The sequence below is a fragment of the Streptomyces sp. NPDC007917 genome, assembly GCF_042959105.1.
Taxonomy (GTDB): domain Bacteria; phylum Actinomycetota; class Actinomycetes; order Streptomycetales; family Streptomycetaceae; genus Streptomyces.
The window spans coordinates 123784-138856 of record NZ_JBIBKK010000010.1 but is presented as its reverse complement, the minus strand read 5'-3'; the positions used below and the strand labels follow the sequence as shown (position 1 = coordinate 138856).

14 protein-coding genes and 1 pseudogene are annotated in these 15073 nt (G+C 71.3%); 12 read left to right on the top strand and 3 right to left on the bottom strand.

Annotated features, from left to right (window positions below):
* Window positions 1-147: 147 nt before the first annotated feature.
* From ACFZDL_RS21790 to ACFZDL_RS21740, 11 genes are all read left to right on the top strand, one after another.
* On the top strand, window positions 148-1341 hold the full coding sequence (locus tag ACFZDL_RS21790; RefSeq protein ID WP_353594037.1) for a Gfo/Idh/MocA family oxidoreductase: 1194 nt from the start codon (window positions 148-150) through the stop codon (window positions 1339-1341).
* 2 nt (window positions 1342-1343) lie between these two features.
* Complete coding sequence (locus ACFZDL_RS21785; RefSeq protein WP_353594038.1) at window positions 1344-2321, top strand: PmoA family protein; 978 nt, start codon at window positions 1344-1346, stop codon at window positions 2319-2321.
* A gap of 7 nt (window positions 2322-2328) precedes the next feature.
* On the top strand, window positions 2329-3078 hold the full coding sequence (locus ACFZDL_RS21780; RefSeq protein ID WP_353594039.1) for a cupin: 750 nt from the start codon (window positions 2329-2331) through the stop codon (window positions 3076-3078).
* A gap of 61 nt (window positions 3079-3139) precedes the next feature.
* A complete protein-coding gene (locus ACFZDL_RS21775) occupies window positions 3140-4435 on the top strand; it encodes an extracellular solute-binding protein (protein WP_353594040.1) in 1296 nt (431 codons plus the stop codon).
* Window positions 4432-5397, top strand: coding sequence for a sugar ABC transporter permease (locus ACFZDL_RS21770; protein ID WP_353594041.1), 966 nt, complete (start codon window positions 4432-4434; stop codon window positions 5395-5397). Before ACFZDL_RS21775 ends, ACFZDL_RS21770 begins: the two co-directional genes overlap by 4 nt.
* Window positions 5394-6281 (top strand): ABC transporter permease subunit, encoded by an 888-nt coding sequence (locus tag ACFZDL_RS21765; protein ID WP_391191926.1) that lies wholly within the window; start codon window positions 5394-5396, stop codon window positions 6279-6281. The genes ACFZDL_RS21770 and ACFZDL_RS21765 overlap by 4 nt, the downstream gene beginning before the upstream one ends.
* A gap of 6 nt (window positions 6282-6287) precedes the next feature.
* Window positions 6288-6923: a hypothetical protein gene (locus ACFZDL_RS21760; RefSeq protein WP_353594042.1), complete on the top strand. Its 636-nt coding sequence runs from the start codon at window positions 6288-6290 to the stop codon at window positions 6921-6923.
* On the top strand, window positions 6920-8725 hold the full coding sequence (locus ACFZDL_RS21755; protein ID WP_353594043.1) for a hypothetical protein: 1806 nt from the start codon (window positions 6920-6922) through the stop codon (window positions 8723-8725). Before ACFZDL_RS21760 ends, ACFZDL_RS21755 begins: the two co-directional genes overlap by 4 nt.
* A 142-nt stretch (window positions 8726-8867) precedes the next feature.
* Complete coding sequence (locus tag ACFZDL_RS21750) at window positions 8868-10019, top strand: Gfo/Idh/MocA family oxidoreductase (RefSeq protein WP_353594044.1); 1152 nt, start codon at window positions 8868-8870, stop codon at window positions 10017-10019.
* Entirely contained in the window at window positions 10016-11188 is a 1173-nt protein-coding gene (locus ACFZDL_RS21745) for a dihydrodipicolinate synthase family protein (protein WP_353594045.1), read from the top strand. Before ACFZDL_RS21750 ends, ACFZDL_RS21745 begins: the two co-directional genes overlap by 4 nt.
* Window positions 11185-12018 carry a sugar phosphate isomerase/epimerase family protein gene (locus ACFZDL_RS21740; RefSeq protein WP_353594046.1) on the top strand — a complete coding sequence of 278 codons (834 nt, stop codon included), beginning with the start codon at window positions 11185-11187 and terminating at the stop codon, window positions 12016-12018. Before ACFZDL_RS21745 ends, ACFZDL_RS21740 begins: the two co-directional genes overlap by 4 nt.
* An 11-nt stretch (window positions 12019-12029) precedes the next feature.
* On the opposite strand, the gene ACFZDL_RS21735 is transcribed toward ACFZDL_RS21740, so the two are convergent.
* Entirely contained in the window at window positions 12030-12905 is an 876-nt protein-coding gene (locus tag ACFZDL_RS21735; RefSeq protein ID WP_353594047.1) for a glycosyltransferase, read from the bottom strand.
* 162 nt (window positions 12906-13067) lie between these two features.
* Between ACFZDL_RS21735 and ACFZDL_RS21730 the strand changes: the two are divergent.
* Window positions 13068-13286 (top strand): annotated as a pseudogene (locus tag ACFZDL_RS21730) (bifunctional 5,10-methylene-tetrahydrofolate dehydrogenase/5,10-methylene-tetrahydrofolate cyclohydrolase); the annotation flags it as partial.
* Between the two features lie 45 nt (window positions 13287-13331).
* On the opposite strand, the gene ACFZDL_RS21725 reads toward ACFZDL_RS21730, so the two are convergent.
* Both ACFZDL_RS21725 and ACFZDL_RS21720 read right to left on the bottom strand, forming a co-directional pair.
* Complete coding sequence (locus ACFZDL_RS21725; protein WP_353594048.1) at window positions 13332-13889, bottom strand: GNAT family N-acetyltransferase; 558 nt, start codon at window positions 13887-13889, stop codon at window positions 13332-13334.
* A gap of 18 nt (window positions 13890-13907) precedes the next feature.
* Complete coding sequence (locus ACFZDL_RS21720) at window positions 13908-14882, bottom strand: hypothetical protein (protein ID WP_353594049.1); 975 nt, start codon at window positions 14880-14882, stop codon at window positions 13908-13910.
* Window positions 14883-15073: the final 191 nt, after the last annotated feature.

Genomic DNA, 15073 nt, shown 5'->3' with positions numbered 1-15073 from the left:
GAGCGCCGCCCGCGCCCCCGCTCCTCCCCTCCCGTTCGAAAGTTTCAGCAGGGGCCCGATTGTGCTCTCCCAGGTCTTGTCCGGTCATCCGGACCATGTCTAGGGTCCTCCCCAGCAAGCGCTTTCCCTCGGCGAGGAGCCCTGTTCATGGCCGCAGCCACCACCCGTATCCGTGCCGCAGTCGTCGGCACTGGAGGCATTGTCTCCGGCAGCCATCTGCCCGCGCTCCGCGCTCAGGCCGAACGCGTGGACCTCGTCGCGGCGGTCGACGTGGACGAGGACCGCCTGGAGGCCTTCCGCGCCCAGGCCGCCGAGCCCGGCCAGACCGCCCAGACCGCCGAGCCCGGTGCGACGGGCCCCGGTTTCACCGTGACCGGCTACACCGACCTGGCCGCCATGCTGGAGGCCGAGCGCCCCGACCTGGTCCTCATCGGCACCCCGCCCTCCCTCCACCGCGAGCAGACCGTGGCGGCCCTGCGCGCCGGGGCCTGGGTGCTGTGCGAGAAGCCGCTGTGCCTCACGCTCGCCGAGTACGACGAGATCGCGGCGGCCGAGAAGCCCGAGGGCGGCCCGTACGCGTCCGTGGTCTTCCAGCACCGCTACGGCTCGGGCGCCGTCCACGCCCGCGAGCTGCTGACCGGCGGTGAGCTCGGCAAGCCGCTGGTCGCCCACTGCCAGACCACCTGGCACCGCGACACCGAGTACTACGCCGTCCCCTGGCGCGGCCGCTGGGACAGCGAGGGCGGCGGCCCCTCCATGGGCCACGGCATCCACCAGATGGACCTGCTGCTCCACCTCCTCGGCGACTGGACCGAGGTACGGGCCATGGCCGGGCGGCTGGTCCACGACGTGGAGAGCGAGGACGTCTCCACCGCGCTCGTCCGCTTCGCGAACGGCGCCATGGCCACCGTCGTCAACAGCGTGGTGTCGCCGGACGAGGTCAGCCGGATCCGTATCGACTGCGCCGACGCCACCGTCGAGCTCACCCACCTGTACGGGCACACCAACGACGACTGGGTCTACACCCCCGCCCCGCACACCCGCGAGGCCGCCGACCGCATCGCCCACTGGCGCACCCCCGCCGCCGACCTGCCCAGCTCGCACACGGCCCAGCTGGGCGTGGTGCTCGACGCGATGCGGGACGGCGTGCGGCCCCCGGGCAGCGGCCCGGACGCCCGGCGCACCATGGAGTTCCTCGCCGCGCTCTACAAGTCGGCCTTCACCGGACGTCCCGTCCACGCCGGCGAGATCGCCCCCGGCGACCCGTACTACGACGCCATGCACGGCAACCACCCCGACTGGGCGCCCGCGACCGCCGCCGCGTCCGCCAAGGAGCAGTGAGAATGACCCAGCCGATCACCGTCACGCACATCCACGGCGAGAGCGTCACGGTCGCCTCCGGGGGCGTCGAGCTGCTGGCCTACGTCTACAAGCCGGACGCCGACCCGTTCGAGTCGCTGAAGCCCTACACCCACCCGCTGCGCACCCTCGCGGGCAACGTGGTCTCCGGCTACCGGCCCAGCGACCACCGCTGGCACAAGGGCCTGCAGATGACCGCGAGCCATCTGTCCGAGCAGAACTTCTGGGGCGGCAACTCCTACCTGGGCCCCGAGCAGGGCTACCAGCGGGTCGAGGAGCGGGTCGGCTCGATGCGCCACGACGGCTTCGAGGAGTTCACCGTCACCGAGGACCGGCTGCGGTTCGCCGAGAAGCTGACGTGGGTGGCCCACCCTTCTGAACAACACAGCGGTGGCCAGGAATGGGCAAAGGAGCTGCGCACCGTCGAGGTGCACTCCGTGGAGCCCGCCGAGGGCACCTGGGCCATCGACTGGTCCATCCGCCTCACCAACGTCCGCGGTGAGGAGCTGCGCTTCGGCTCCCCGACCACCGCGGGCCGCGAGATGGCCGGCTACACGGGGCTGAACTGGCGCGGCCCCCGCGACTTCACCGGCGGGGACGTGTTCGGCCCCGGCGGGCGCGGCGGCGAGGGCGAGAAGGGCGCGTCCGACCTGATGGGCACCCCGGCCGCCGAGGCGCCCTGGATCGCCTTCACCGCCGAGCACGACGACGTGGACGGGCACTCCACGCTGCTGTTCGCGCACGCCCCTCAGAACCTGTCACAGGATGGGGGAGCCGTGCACGCCTCGCACTGGTTCGTACGCTCCGAGCCCATCCCCTCCGTCGCCTTCTCCTGGGCGTTCTTCGAGGAGTTCGCACTGCCCCCGGGCGAGAGCTTCGCGTACCGCTACCGCGTGGTGGTCGCGGACGGCGCCTGGGACCGGGACCGCGCCGAGACCTACCTCAAGACGCACGGGTGGTGAGCGGAGGATGACCGGGATCACCGACCCGCTGCCGGGCGGTGTGGGGCTGTCCCACATCAGCGCGTACGAGTGGGAGGCCGCCGACGGGGTGTGCGGTGGCAGCCCGCACCTCCACCTGGCCTGCACCGAGGCGTATGTGGTGACCGGCGGGAGCGGCGCCGTCCAGACCCTGACCGTCGAGGACGGTTATGCCGTCACGCCGCTGGAGCCGGGTGCCGTGGTGTGGTTCTCGCCCGGCACGGTGCACCGCATGGTGCAGGGCGGCGGGCTGAAGGTGACCGTGCTGATGCAGAACAGCGGGCTGCCCGAGGCGGGCGACGCCGTGTTCACCTTCCCCGCCGAGGTGCTGGCCGACCCCGAGGCGTACGCCGCGGCCGCCACCCTGCCCGCCAAGGAGGGGCCCGAGGCCGACGCCGCGGCCCGGCGCCGCCGGGACCTGGCGGTCACCGGCTATCTGGAGCTGCGCGAGGCCCTGGCGAAGGGCGACGACGGCCCGCTGCGCGCCTTCCACCAGGCCGCGGTGCGGCTGGTCGGGCCCAAGGTGGCCGCCTGGGAGCCCCGCTGGCGCGCCGGCGCGCTCGCCGCCGCGCAGCGCACCGGCGACCATCTGGCCGCCCTCGCGTCGGGCGATCCGGCCCATCTGGCCGGCGCCCGCGTCCGCGCCTCCGGACCCACCCGGCAGGGCGGCTACGGCATGTGCGGCCGGCGCGACGAGTACGAACTGCCCGGCGTCACGCTGCCGTACTACGGCGAGTGACCTGCCACAAAATCGCTGGCCACCACGTTTCGGAAAGATCAGAAGGGAGGCTGGCCACAGCATGCTTCGAATCAGGACAAAGGTGTCCTGCGCCCTGGCCCTCACCTTCACCCTCTGCGCGACCCTCACCGGGTGCGGCGGAGGTGAAGGCGGCGGCTCGGGCGGCAAGGTCACCCTGCGCTTCACCTGGTGGGGCAACCCCGACCGGGCGGCCCGCACCGAGGAGGCCGTCAAACTCTTCGAGAAGAAGAACCCCGGCATCCGCATCAGCACCTCCTTCGCGGGCTTCGACGCGTACAAGCAGAAGCTCGCCACCCAGGCGGCGGGCGGTGACGCGCCCGATGTGATGCAGCTCGACTACCGGATGATCAACCAGTACGCGGACGGCGGTGTCCTGCTCGACCTGGGCACCCACAAGGAGCTGCGCACCTCCCAGATGGACAAGGGGCTGCTGGCCACCGGTGTCGTGAACGACAAGCAGTACGCGATCCCGGTGGCGCGCGGCTCGGAGACCGTGGTCTACGACTCGGTCCTGTGGCGCAAGGCCGGGGTGCCCGAGCCCAAACCCGGCTGGACCTGGGACGACTGGGCGGACGCCATGGTCAAGCTGTCTCGATCCAAGGCGGCCAAAGCCACCGGGCGGGTGGGCGGCACCGACCCGGGCCAGAGCGAGGACGTCTTCGAGATCTGGCTGCGCGGCCAGGGCAAGGTCCTCTACACCGACGACTACAAGCTCGGCTTCACGGCGGACGACCTGGCGCGCTACTGGGAGTGGTGCAGCAAGCTCCGCAAGCAGGGCGCGGTCAGCTCCGCCGAGCAGACCACCCAGATGGACGGCTCGGTGGAGAACACCCCGTTCGGCCGGCTCAAGGCCGTCTCGGACTTCAACTGGGACGCCCCCGCCAGCGGCTATCTGGCGATCATCGGGGAGGGCGTGAAGCTCGCGCCGATGCCGTCGGGCGAGGACGGCACGCCCGGCCAGTACTTCAAACCGTCGATGTTCTTCGGGGCGTCCGCGAAGACCGGCCACCCCAAGGAGGCCGCCCGGTTCATCGACTTCCTGCTGAACGACCCCGAGGCGGGCGCCATCCTCGGCAACTCCCGCGGCATCCCGGCCAACGACTCCATCCGCAAGGTCGTGGCGCCCAAGCTGGAGGGGTTCGACCTGGTGGTCTCGGCCTACCAGAAGCAGTTCGAGGGCAAGCTCAAGGATCCGCCGCCCGCGCCGCCCAAGGGCGACGCGTCGCTGCAGACCACCTTCAGCCGCGACTACGACCAGGTGTCGTTCGAGCAGATGTCGCCGCGTGAGGCGGCCGAGGACTTTGTCACCGAGGCGAAGGCGGAGCTGAGGCAATGACCGCGACCGCGACCCGCCCCCAGCCGGCCCCGGCGAGCGCCGGCCGGTCCGGCAAGCGCCCCCCGAAGCGCGAGCGCCAGGGCGCCGCCTGGGTGTTCCTGTCCCCGTGGGTGCTCGGCGCCAGTGTGCTGACGCTGCTGCCCATGGCCGTCTCGCTGTATCTGTCGTTCACCAACTACGACATGTTCAACGACCCCAGCTGGGTCGGCTTCCGCAACTACATCCAGATGTTCACCGAGGACCCCCGCTTCTGGCGGTCGGTCACCTCGACCCTCACCTATGTCGTGATCGCGGTGCCGCTGCAGCTCGCGCTGGCCCTCGCGGTCGCGCTGGCGCTGAAGTCGGTCAAGCGCGGCAAGGGCTTCTACCGCTCCGCCTTCTACGCCCCCTCGCTGCTGGGCGCGTCCATGTCCATCGCCCTGGTCTGGCGGGCGATCTTCAACGACGGCGGCACGGTGGACAACATGCTGTCCTGGTTCGGCCTGGACATCGGCGGCTGGATCAACAAGCCGGGATGGGCGCTGCTGGCCGTCGCGCTGCTGACCGTCTGGCAGTTCGGCGCCCCCATGGTGATCTTCCTGGCCGGGCTGCAGCAGATACCCGGCGAGCTGTACGAGGCGGCGGCCATGGACGGGGCCGGATGGTGGCGGCAGTTCCGCTCCATCACCCTGCCGATGCTGTCCCCGGTGCTCTTCTTCAACCTGGTGCTGCAGACCATCCAGGCGTTCCAGGTGTTCACCCCGGCCTTCGCGGTCAGCGGCGGCAAGGGCGGCCCCGCGGACTCCACGCTCTTCTACACGCTCTACCTCTACGACCGCGGCTTCACCGCCTCCCACATGGGCTACGCCTCGGCCATGGCCTGGGTGCTGCTGGTGGCCATCGGCATCGTCACCGCGGTGCTGTTCCGCACCTCCCGCTCCTGGGTCTTCTACGCCAACGACGACAACGAGGGGGCCCGATGACCACCGTGGACACCACCCACGCGGTGGCGACGGGCGCCGCGGCCCGCCGCCGCCCGCGCCCCGCCCGGATCGGCCTGCACGCCGTCCTGATCGCCGTGCTGCTGGTGATGCTCTACCCGCTGGCCTGGCTGATCGCGACCTCCTTCAAGCCGGCCGACGAGGTGATCGCCAGCCTCAAGCTGCTCCCCAGCCACCTGGAGTGGAGCAACTACTCCACCGCGCTGGACGGCGTGAACGAGGTCGGCGTCGGCCGACTGCTGTGGAACTCGCTGCTCATCGCGGGCGGCGCGGTGCTCGGCAACGTCATCAGCTGCTCGCTCGCCGCGTACGCCTTCGCGCGGCTGCGGTTCAGGATGCGCGGTCCGCTGTTCGCCTTCATGATCGCGACGATCATGCTGCCGCACCACGCGGTGCTGATCCCGCAGTACATCGTCTTCAACCAGCTCGGCATGGTGAACACCTACTGGCCGATGATCCTGCCGAAGTTCCTGGCCACCGACGCCTTCTTCGTCTTCCTCATCGTCCAGTTCATGCGCTCGCTGCCGCGTGAGCTGGAGGAGGCGGCGCGGATCGACGGCTGCGGGCCGTTCCGCTCCTTCTTCAGCGTCATCCTGCCGCTGACCAGGCCCGCCCTGATCACCACCGCGATCTTCACCTTCATCTGGACCTGGAACGACTTCTTCACCCAGCTCATCTACCTCTTCGAGCCGGAGAAGTTCACCCTCACCCTGGCCCTGCGGTCCTTCGTGGACGCCTCCAGCCAGTCGGCGTTCGGCCCGATGTTCGCCATGTCGGTCTTCGCGCTGCTGCCGATCGTGCTGTTCTTCCTCGCCTTCCAGCGCTTCCTGGTGGAGGGCATGGCCAACTCCGGACTGAAGGGCTGAGCCGCCGTGCCCCACGCCACCACCCGGGAGCCGGGGGAGCTGGTCGGCCCCCGCTTCGCCCTCTTCTCCGACGTGCTGCTGCTGGGCCTTACGACCACCGTCGCCGCTCTGCCGGTGCTCACCGCGCCCGCCGCGATGTCCACCGCCTGCGCCGTACTCGACCAGCGGGTCCGCCATGACCGGACGGTCACCGTCCCGGGCTACTTCCGGGCCCTGCGCGCCCGGCTGCGCACCGGCGACCTGCTGGCCGGGGTGGCCGTCGTGGCCGGCGGCGCGCTGCTGCTGTTCAACGCGCTGCTGGCCGGGGCCGGTCTGCCGGGCGCGGCGGTCTTCCGCCCCGCCCTGCTGGCCGCGGGCGCCCTGCTGGCCGTGGTCCTGCTGCGCGCCTGCGCCCGCCCCGAGTCGGCCACCAGCTGGCGCGAGGCGGCGCGTACGGCGGCGTACGAGACGGTGCGCACACCGCGCGGCAGCGTCGTCCTGCTGATGGCCGTGGCCACCGCGGCCATCTGCGCCTGGGCCTACCCGCCGCTGGTCCTCCTCGTCCCCGGGCCCCTCGCGCTGGCCGCGCGGGCCGTCGAGCACTCCGGAGCCACCTCGGCCATTCCTGGGCATTCCCGAACCACCACGGAGCACCACAGATGACACTGCACCGCCGCCACTTCCTCGCCGGGACCGCCGCCGTCGGCGGACTGCTCGCCGCCGCGCCCGAGTCCGCCGCGGAACCGGCCGGGGCCGGGGACAAGGATATTGACAAGGACTTCCTGGCCGTCCTCACCAAGGCGGCCGACGGCCGGGTCGCCGAGGTCCTGGACGGGCGCGCCGCCGCCATCGCCGAGCTGACCGACCAGGGCAAGGCCCGCTGGGCCGCCCGCAGCCTGCGCCTGCTGGCCTCGGTGCACGTATGGGCCGACGCGGCCCACCACCACGACACCGCGCTCATCGCGCCGATGACCGAACTGGCCGACGCGCTGGCCGCCGCGCAGTTCGACGACGGGCTCTACGACCAGGGCGCGGTGCACTCCCCGCCGGACACCGCCTTCTCGATCGTCGACCTGGGGCTGACGTACGGGCTGCTGGACGAGGACGACCACACCTCCACCCGGGGCATCCGGGCCACCCTCAAGACGATCCTGCTCAAGGCGGGCAAGGGCCTGTCCGAGGGCGGGGTGCACACCCCCAACCACCGCTGGAAGATCTGCGCCGCGCTCGCCCGCGTCAACTCCTTCTGGCCCAACGAGAGCTACACCCGGCGCATCGACGCCTGGCTCGCCGAGGGCATCGACCAGTACCCGGCCGGTCAGTACAGCGAGCGCAGCGCCACCTACGCGCCGATCGTCACCAACCCCTCGCTGCTGACCGTGGCACGGCTGACCGACCGGCCGAAGCTGTATGACAACGTGCGCCGCAACCTGGAGGCGACGCTCCACCTCATCGAGCCGAACGGCGAGGTGGAGACGGTGCACTCGCGCCGCCAGGACCAGAAGACGACGAAACACATGTCCGAGTACTGGCTCCAGTACCGGGCCCTGGCGCTCAGGGACAACGACGGGCGGTTCGCGGCCGTCGCCGAGACCATCCAGCGGCGCGGCAAGGATCAGGTCTTCGACGAGACCCCGCTCGGGGACTTCCTCGCCGAGGTGCTGGACCACCCGGAGCTGGCCGCGCCGCTGCCCAAGGCCGCCGAGGCGCCGCAGAAGTTCACGTTCCACGACAAGGACAGCGGGCTGGTGCGGATCGGCCGGGGCACCGCCCGCACCACGATCTTCGGCGGGACCGACTTCCCCGACGTCCACGCCATCTCCTCCGGCCTGTCCACCAACCCGACCTTCCTCAAGTGGCGCAAGGGCGGCGCGATCCTGGACTCGCTGCGGCTGTCCCCGCAGTTCTTCTCCACCGGCCACTTCCGGGCCGAGGACCTGGTGCGCACGGCCGACGGCTGGCGGCTGTCGGCGGAGGTCCGGGCCGCGTTCCACCTGCCGCTGCCGCCGCAGCACCGGCGCCCCGACGGGCAGTACCCGCTGACCGACGACGGCCGGTTCTGGTCCGCGATGGACTTCCCGCACCGGCCCAAGCAGTGGCGCACCCTGCGAACGGAGGTGCGGCTGAGGGAGTCCGGCGGCGGCTGGGACCTGGACTTCTCGGTCGGCCCCTCCGAGGTCCCGCTCGCCCTGGAGCTGTGCTTCCGCCCGGGCGGCACGCTCGGCGGCGTGGAGCCGGTCTCCGGCCAGGCGGACACGTACCAGCTGGTGAAGGGGCACGGGACATACACCGTGGGCGATGACGTGATCACGTTCGGGCCGGGCAACGGCAGCGGACCGCGTCAGCCGGCCACCGTGGACGCGGGGGAGCGCTACAGCTGGATGGCCGGCAGCCTCAATGTCTCCGGCCTCCGTGTGCTGATCACCGGGCGCGCGCCGTTCAGTTACCGCCTGACGCTGCGCTGAAGCGCCGACCGCCCCGTGTCCGCTCTCCAACCCCTCTCTCCTCTGTACATGGGCGGGCCGGGGCGGCTAGCGTGATAGAAAGAAAGCGCTTGCTATGACTGTGGCGACGTCTGATGAGGACTTCGGTGAGGAGAAGAAAACCGTGACACGCAAGACAGTGCGGATCGCTATGAACGGCGTGACGGGCCGCATGGGCTACCGCCAGCACCTCGTCCGCTCCCTCCTCGCCATCCGCGAACAAGGCGGCCTCGACCTCGGCGACGGCACCGTGCTGTGGCCCGAGCCGGTCCTCGTGGGCCGCCGGGACCACGCCCTCAAGGCCCTGGCCGAGCGCCACGGCCTGGACCACTGGTCCACCGACCTCGACGCCGTCCTCGCCGACGACTCGATCGACATCTACTTCGACGCCCAGGTCACCGCCGCCCGCGAGGAGGCCATCAAGAAGGCCGTCGCGGCCGGCAAGCACATCTACACCGAGAAGCCCACCGCCACCGGCCTGGCCGGCGCCCTGGAGCTGGCCAGGCTCGCCGAGGCGGCCGGCGTCAAGCACGGCGTCGTCCAGGACAAGATCTTCCTCCCGGGCCTGCTCAAGCTGAAGCGCCTCATCGACGGCGGCTTCTTCGGCGAGATCCTCTCGGTGCGCGGCGAGTTCGGCTACTGGGTCTTCGAGGGCGACTGGCAGAGCGCCCAGCGGCCCTCCTGGAACTACCGCTCCGAGGACGGCGGCGGCATCGTCGTCGACATGTTCCCGCACTGGGAGTACGTGCTGCACGAGCTCTTCGGCGCCGTACGGACCGTCCAGGCGCAGGTCACCACCCACATCCCCACCCGTTGGGACGAGCAGGGCAAGCCGTACGACGCCACCGCCGACGACGCGGCCTACGGCATCTTCCAGCTCGAGGGCGGCGCCGTCGCCCAGATCAACTCCTCCTGGGCGGTCCGCGTCAACCGCGACGAGCTGGTCGAGTTCCAGGTCGACGGCACCGAGGGCTCGGCCGTCGCGGGGCTGCGGCGCTGCCGCGTCCAGCACCGCTCCGCCACCCCCAAGCCGGTGTGGAACCCCGACATCCCGCTCACCGAGTCCTTCCGCGACCAGTGGCAGGAGGTCCCGGACAACGAGGAGTTCGACAACGGCTTCAAGGCGCAGTGGGAGCTGTTCCTGCGCCATGTCGTCCTCGACGAGCCCTGGCACTGGGACCTGCTGGCCGGCGCGCGCGGCGTACAACTCGCCGAGCTGGGCCTGAAGTCGTCGGCGGAGGGCCGCCGCCTGGACGTCCCGGAGCTGAGCCTGTGACCATCCACCTCCCCGCCGAGGGCGGCGCCACCCGCCCGTACGAGCCCCGCACCCAACCCGCGTCCTTCGCCTCAGGCGGAGCGCCGCTCGCCTCCCGTACGGTCTTCTCCGCCGCCCACGTCGTCGCCGACCCGTACGCCGATGTGACCCCCGACAGCCCCGCCGCCGTCGACTGGGACGCCACCCTCGCCTTCCGCCGCCACCTGTGGTCCCACGGGCTCGGCGTCGCCGAGGCCATGGACACCGCCCAGCGCGGCATGGGCCTGGACTGGTCCGGCGCCGCCGAGCTGATCCGCCGCTCGGCCGCCGAGGCCAAGGCGGTCGGCGGCCGCATCGCCTGCGGCGTCGGCACCGACCAGCTGCCCGCCACCGAGATCGGCTACCCGTACAGCCTCGACCAGGTCAGGGCCGCGTACGAGGAGCAGCTCGAGGTCGTCGAGACGGCCGGCGCCCAGGCCATCCTCATGGCCTCCCGGGCCCTGACCGCCGTGGCCAAGAGCCCCGACGACTACCTCGAGGTCTACGGCCACCTGCTGCGCCAGGCCGCCGAGCCGGTCGTCCTGCACTGGCTCGGCCCCATGTTCGACCCGGCCCTCGAAGGCTACTGGGGCGCCACCGACCTCGACGCCGCCACCCGCACCTTCCTCGACGTCATCGCCGCCCACCCCGACAAGGTCGACGGCATCAAGGTCTCCCTGCTGGACGCCCAGCGCGAGATCGAGCTGCGCCGCCTGCTACCGGACGGCGTGCGCTGCTACACGGGCGACGACTTCAACTACCCCGAGCTGATCGCGGGCGACGACCAGGGCTTCAGCCACGCCCTCCTCGGCATCTTCGACCCCCTGGGCCCGCTGGCCGCCGAGGCGGTGCGCCGGCTGGACACCGGCGATGTGGCGGGCTTCCGCGGCCTGCTCGACCCCACCGTCGAGCTGTCCCGCCACCTCTTCCAGGCCCCGACCCGCTTCTACAAGACGGGCGTCGTCTTCCTGGCCTGGCTGGCCGGCCACCAGTCCCACTTCACGATGGTCGGCGGCCAGCAGTCGTCCCGTTCGCTCCCGCACCTGGCGCGGGCGTACGAACTGGCCGACGGACTCGGCCTGTTCCCGGACCCGGCCCTCGCGGAGTCGAGGATGAAGAGCCTGCTGACGGTGTACGGAGTGGCGCAATGACCGGTGACCTGACCAGGCTGAGCCTCAACCAGGAAACGATCAAGCAGTGGTCGCTGCCCGAGCTGGCCGAGGGCTGCGTCAAGGCGGGCGTCCCCGGCGTCGGCCTGTGGCGCGCGCCGGTGCAGGAGTACGGCGTCGAGGCGGCCGCGAGGCTGATCCGCGACGCGGGCCTGGCCGTCACCTCGCTGTGCCGGGGCGGCTTCTTCACCGCCATCGACCCGGACGAGCGCGCCGCCGCCCTCGCCGACAACCGCGCCGCCATCGACGAGGCCGCCACCCTCGGCACCGACACCCTCATTCTGGTCTCCGGCGGCCTCCCACCCGGCAGCCGCGACCTCTTCGCCGCCCGCGAGCGCATCGCCGACGCCCTCGCTGAGCTCGCCCCCTACGCCGCCGACCGCGGCGTCCGCCTGGCGATCGAGCCCCTGCACCCCATGTACGCCTCCGACCGCTGCGTCGTCTCCACCCTCGCCCAGGCCCTCGACCTGGCCGAGCGCTTCCCGGCGGACCAGGTGGGCGTCGTCGTCGACACCTACCACCTGTGGTGGGACGACACCATCGCCGCTCAGATCACCCGCGCCGGCGCCGGCGGCCGCATCGCCTCCTTCCAGCTCGCCGACTGGATCACCCCCCTCCCCGAGGGCGTCCTCCTGGGCCGCGGTCAACTCGGCGACGGCTCGGTCGACTTCCGCTGGTTCCGCGAGCGCGTCGACGCGACGGGCTTCGACGGACCGATCGAGGTGGAGATCTTCAACCCGGCCCTGTGGGCCCGGGACGGCGCGGAGGTACTGGCGGAGGTGGCCGACCGCTACCGAACGCTGGTGCTGTAGCGGCTGTTTGATCAGATGACCGGCGGTCGGCCCAGCCGGGTCATCCGCCAAACGGTGGCCCACCGCATCGGCCGACGCGGTGGGCACGGCGTGCGCAGGCCCTCGACGAAGCCGCCGAACCATGCCCGCAAACCGGCCGCCGACCTGGTGCGGGCCAGGGTCAGCGCGGTCCAGGTCCCCAGGTAGACGGGGACGAGGAGGGCGGGAAGGTGCCGCTTGGCCAGCCAGACCCGGTTGCGGGCGACCATGCGGTGGAAGACCGCGTGCCGGGTCGGCGACGTCCACGGATGCTGGAGCACCAAGCCCGGCTCGTAGAGCACCTTCCAACCCGCGTCCAGGGCCCGCCAGGACAGGTCGGTCTCCTCATGGGCGTAGAAGAACGGCTCGGGCCAGCCGCCGATCTCCTCCAGCATCCGCATGGACAGGCCGTGGCCGCCGCCGAGGAACGTGGTCACCCACCCGCCGCGCAGCGGATCCGAGCTGCGCAGACGGGGGACGTGGCGGCGCTGGGTGCGGCCCCGCTCGTCGGCGATGCGGAAGCTGACGATGCCCAACCGCGGGTCGGACTCGTACAGCTCCACCAGCCGGGTGAAGACGTCCGTGCTGATCAGCAGCCCGTCGTCGTCCAAGTCCACCACCACATCGACATCCCCGAACTCCTTCAGCCGGGCAAGGGCGGCGTTCCGGCCGCCGGCGATGCCCAGGTTCTCCGGCAGTTCGACACCGGTCACCCCGTCGGGGAGGGGCGGCAGCGGCGAGCCGCTGCCGACGACCACCACCCGCGCTGCGGGGGTGTCCTGCTTGGCGACTGACGCGAGCAGGTCGGCCAGTTCGGCGGGCCGGGTGCCCATCGTCAGGATGGCGACGCCAACGCGCGGGTTACGCAAGGATGAACTCCGTTCATCGGATCCGGTGCCGGTGATGCTATCCGCCCCGGGGGTCGGCCATCGCCCGCCGCCGAGCGGCGTTCCTCCCCTAAACTGGACGCGGGCCGTGACTGGCGCTGAGGTGGAGCACCACCGGGGAGCGGCCTGACACCGGTTGTCGACGGTCGCCCGCGATTCATCCCCGGGGCCGATGTGAAGCCGGGCGCCGTGGTGATCGATGCCGGATACAACCCGGGCAATGTCGGGGACGTCGATTTCGAGACCGCGCGGGAGCGGGCGAGCCTGATCACCCCCGTCCCGGGCGGGGTCGGCCCCATGACCATCGCCGTGCTCCTCGCACAGACGGTGGAGGCGGCGGCACGGCAGCTCGGGGTGGCTTGAGGCGCTCCGCTGGCGACATCGCCCGCGTCCGCGCCGCCTGGATGCTTACGCGGGCCGCAGGACGCGAAGCATGGTCGCGTACACCGGGGCGTCGGGGAAAGGCTGCTGGTCTCCGATGTTCTCGTAGCCCCACGACTCGTAGAGCGCTTTCACCTTCGGGTGGGTCGGCTCGACCAGGAGCGTCACTCGTTCCTCTGCGCGGCCGGACAAGAGTTCTTCGTGGATTCGGTGAGCGGTGCCGGTCTTCCGCCATGGCGAGCGCACCATCAGCTCGCACAGGGCCATGGTCCGCGTGCCGTCCTCGCGGGTCATCTCCTCGGGAAGCGGTTCGAGCATCCCGGCCCACCAGCGGGAGCGGGGCGGGAGTGGTGTGCCGTAGGCGTAGCCGACGGGCTCGTCGCCGTCCCAGCCGATGACGACTTCCCAGGGGTCGCGGGAGACATGGCCCTCCAGCCGTTCCTCGAACCGCTCGATGGAGAAGAACGGGTCGGAGATCCGGTCCGCGTAGACCTCGGCGTATACATCGGTGAGGGTCTGCCCGATGGCGTTGAGGTCTTCGCGTCCGTAGCGGCGTAGCTCCACGGTGGTCGGTGAGGTGGTCACAGGGTGGGTCCTTCCGGGTCAGGCGGTGCGGGCGTTCCACTCACGGGTGATGCGTGCGCCGGGAGCCGCCGTGTTGAGCTTGGCGGTAAAGGTGTCCAGCAGATGGGGGATGCGGCCCGCGCTGGTGGATCCAGGCGGGGGGATGACGGCGGCGGCGGTGTTGCATGCCTGTTCGGGGTCGCCCTGGCCGAGTTGGGCGAAGGCGATGTTGACGGCGTAGAAGGCGCGGTTCCGGTGCTGGTCCGGGCGGAGGGCGGCGACGCAGCGGTGAAGGTGGTACTCGGCCCGTTCGGGCTGGTTGAGCCACAGGTAGGTGATGCCGGTCAGGCCGTCGAGTTCGCTGCGGGTGTAGAAGTCCATCGAGGCGGGGCGCCACTCGTGGGGGTCGGCTCGTTCGAATGCCTGCTCTGCCCGTTCCAGGGCGCGCTGGGCGCGCGTGTGTTCTCCGATCCCGGGGAGAGAGACCGCGAGGCGCGCGTGGCTGAGGGAGGCATACAGGGGGTCTCGGCGGTGTGCGCTAGCGGACATGGCGGCCTCGGCCGCGGCTACAGCGTCCGGCCAGTGGTCGCGTTGCTTGGCGAGCATGCTGGCGTATTGCCAGATCTGGTGCTGTACCTGCCCGTCTCCGGAGAGCCCGGCAAGGTGGGTCGCTCGCTCCAGGTGGCGTTGTGCGCGGACGGGTTGCCGGGAGTCGACCGTGGCCCACATGGCCATGGCGGTGGAGGCGGCGCCGAGGGCGTAAAGGCGGCTTCGGATGCGGCTGGTGGCGCTGCCGTTCCGCTGGAGGTCGACGGTCTCGTCAGCAAGGGCTATCGCGCGTTTCTCCAGCTCGGGGCCACCACCTTCCTGGTCGTCCAGCTTCGACAGGTCTGCGAGTTCCTGGCGCAGGCGTTGAACATCGCTGGTGCCGACGGTGGAACGGGCGCTGGCGGGCGGCGCTGCCACGGCGAGGGCTGCGGCCGGGACAACGGTCACGAAGGTACGGCGGCGCAAGACATCCTCCTGCGATGACGCTAAGACCGCTTCGTTGCGACCTCGTGGCACAAAGCCTAGGCGGACAGGGTCCAGTCCGGTGAGGTGCTGGATGGCCGCGCGGGTGACGGCGTTGGGCCAGCGGATCCGGCCGGCTTTCCAGTCCCGGACGATGCGCCCGTCGTATGTGCCGGGACTGCCGGTGAGCGTTT

Excerpts from the sequence above, each read along its gene's own strand:
- ACFZDL_RS21775 (WP_353594040.1), top strand. The coding sequence starts at position 3,140 with ATGCTTCGAATCAGGACAAAGGTGTCCTGCGCCCTGGCCCTCACCTTC.
- ACFZDL_RS21740 (WP_353594046.1), top strand. The coding sequence starts at position 11,185 with ATGACCGGTGACCTGACCAGGCTGAGCCTCAACCAGGAAACGATCAAG.
- ACFZDL_RS21785 (WP_353594038.1), top strand. The coding sequence starts at position 1,344 with ATGACCCAGCCGATCACCGTCACGCACATCCACGGCGAGAGCGTCACG.
- ACFZDL_RS21755 (WP_353594043.1), top strand. The coding sequence starts at position 6,920 with ATGACACTGCACCGCCGCCACTTCCTCGCCGGGACCGCCGCCGTCGGC.
- ACFZDL_RS21765 (WP_391191926.1), top strand. The coding sequence starts at position 5,394 with ATGACCACCGTGGACACCACCCACGCGGTGGCGACGGGCGCCGCGGCC.
- ACFZDL_RS21780 (WP_353594039.1), top strand. The coding sequence starts at position 2,329 with ATGACCGGGATCACCGACCCGCTGCCGGGCGGTGTGGGGCTGTCCCAC.
- ACFZDL_RS21790 (WP_353594037.1), top strand. The coding sequence starts at position 148 with ATGGCCGCAGCCACCACCCGTATCCGTGCCGCAGTCGTCGGCACTGGA.
- ACFZDL_RS21770 (WP_353594041.1), top strand. The coding sequence starts at position 4,432 with ATGACCGCGACCGCGACCCGCCCCCAGCCGGCCCCGGCGAGCGCCGGC.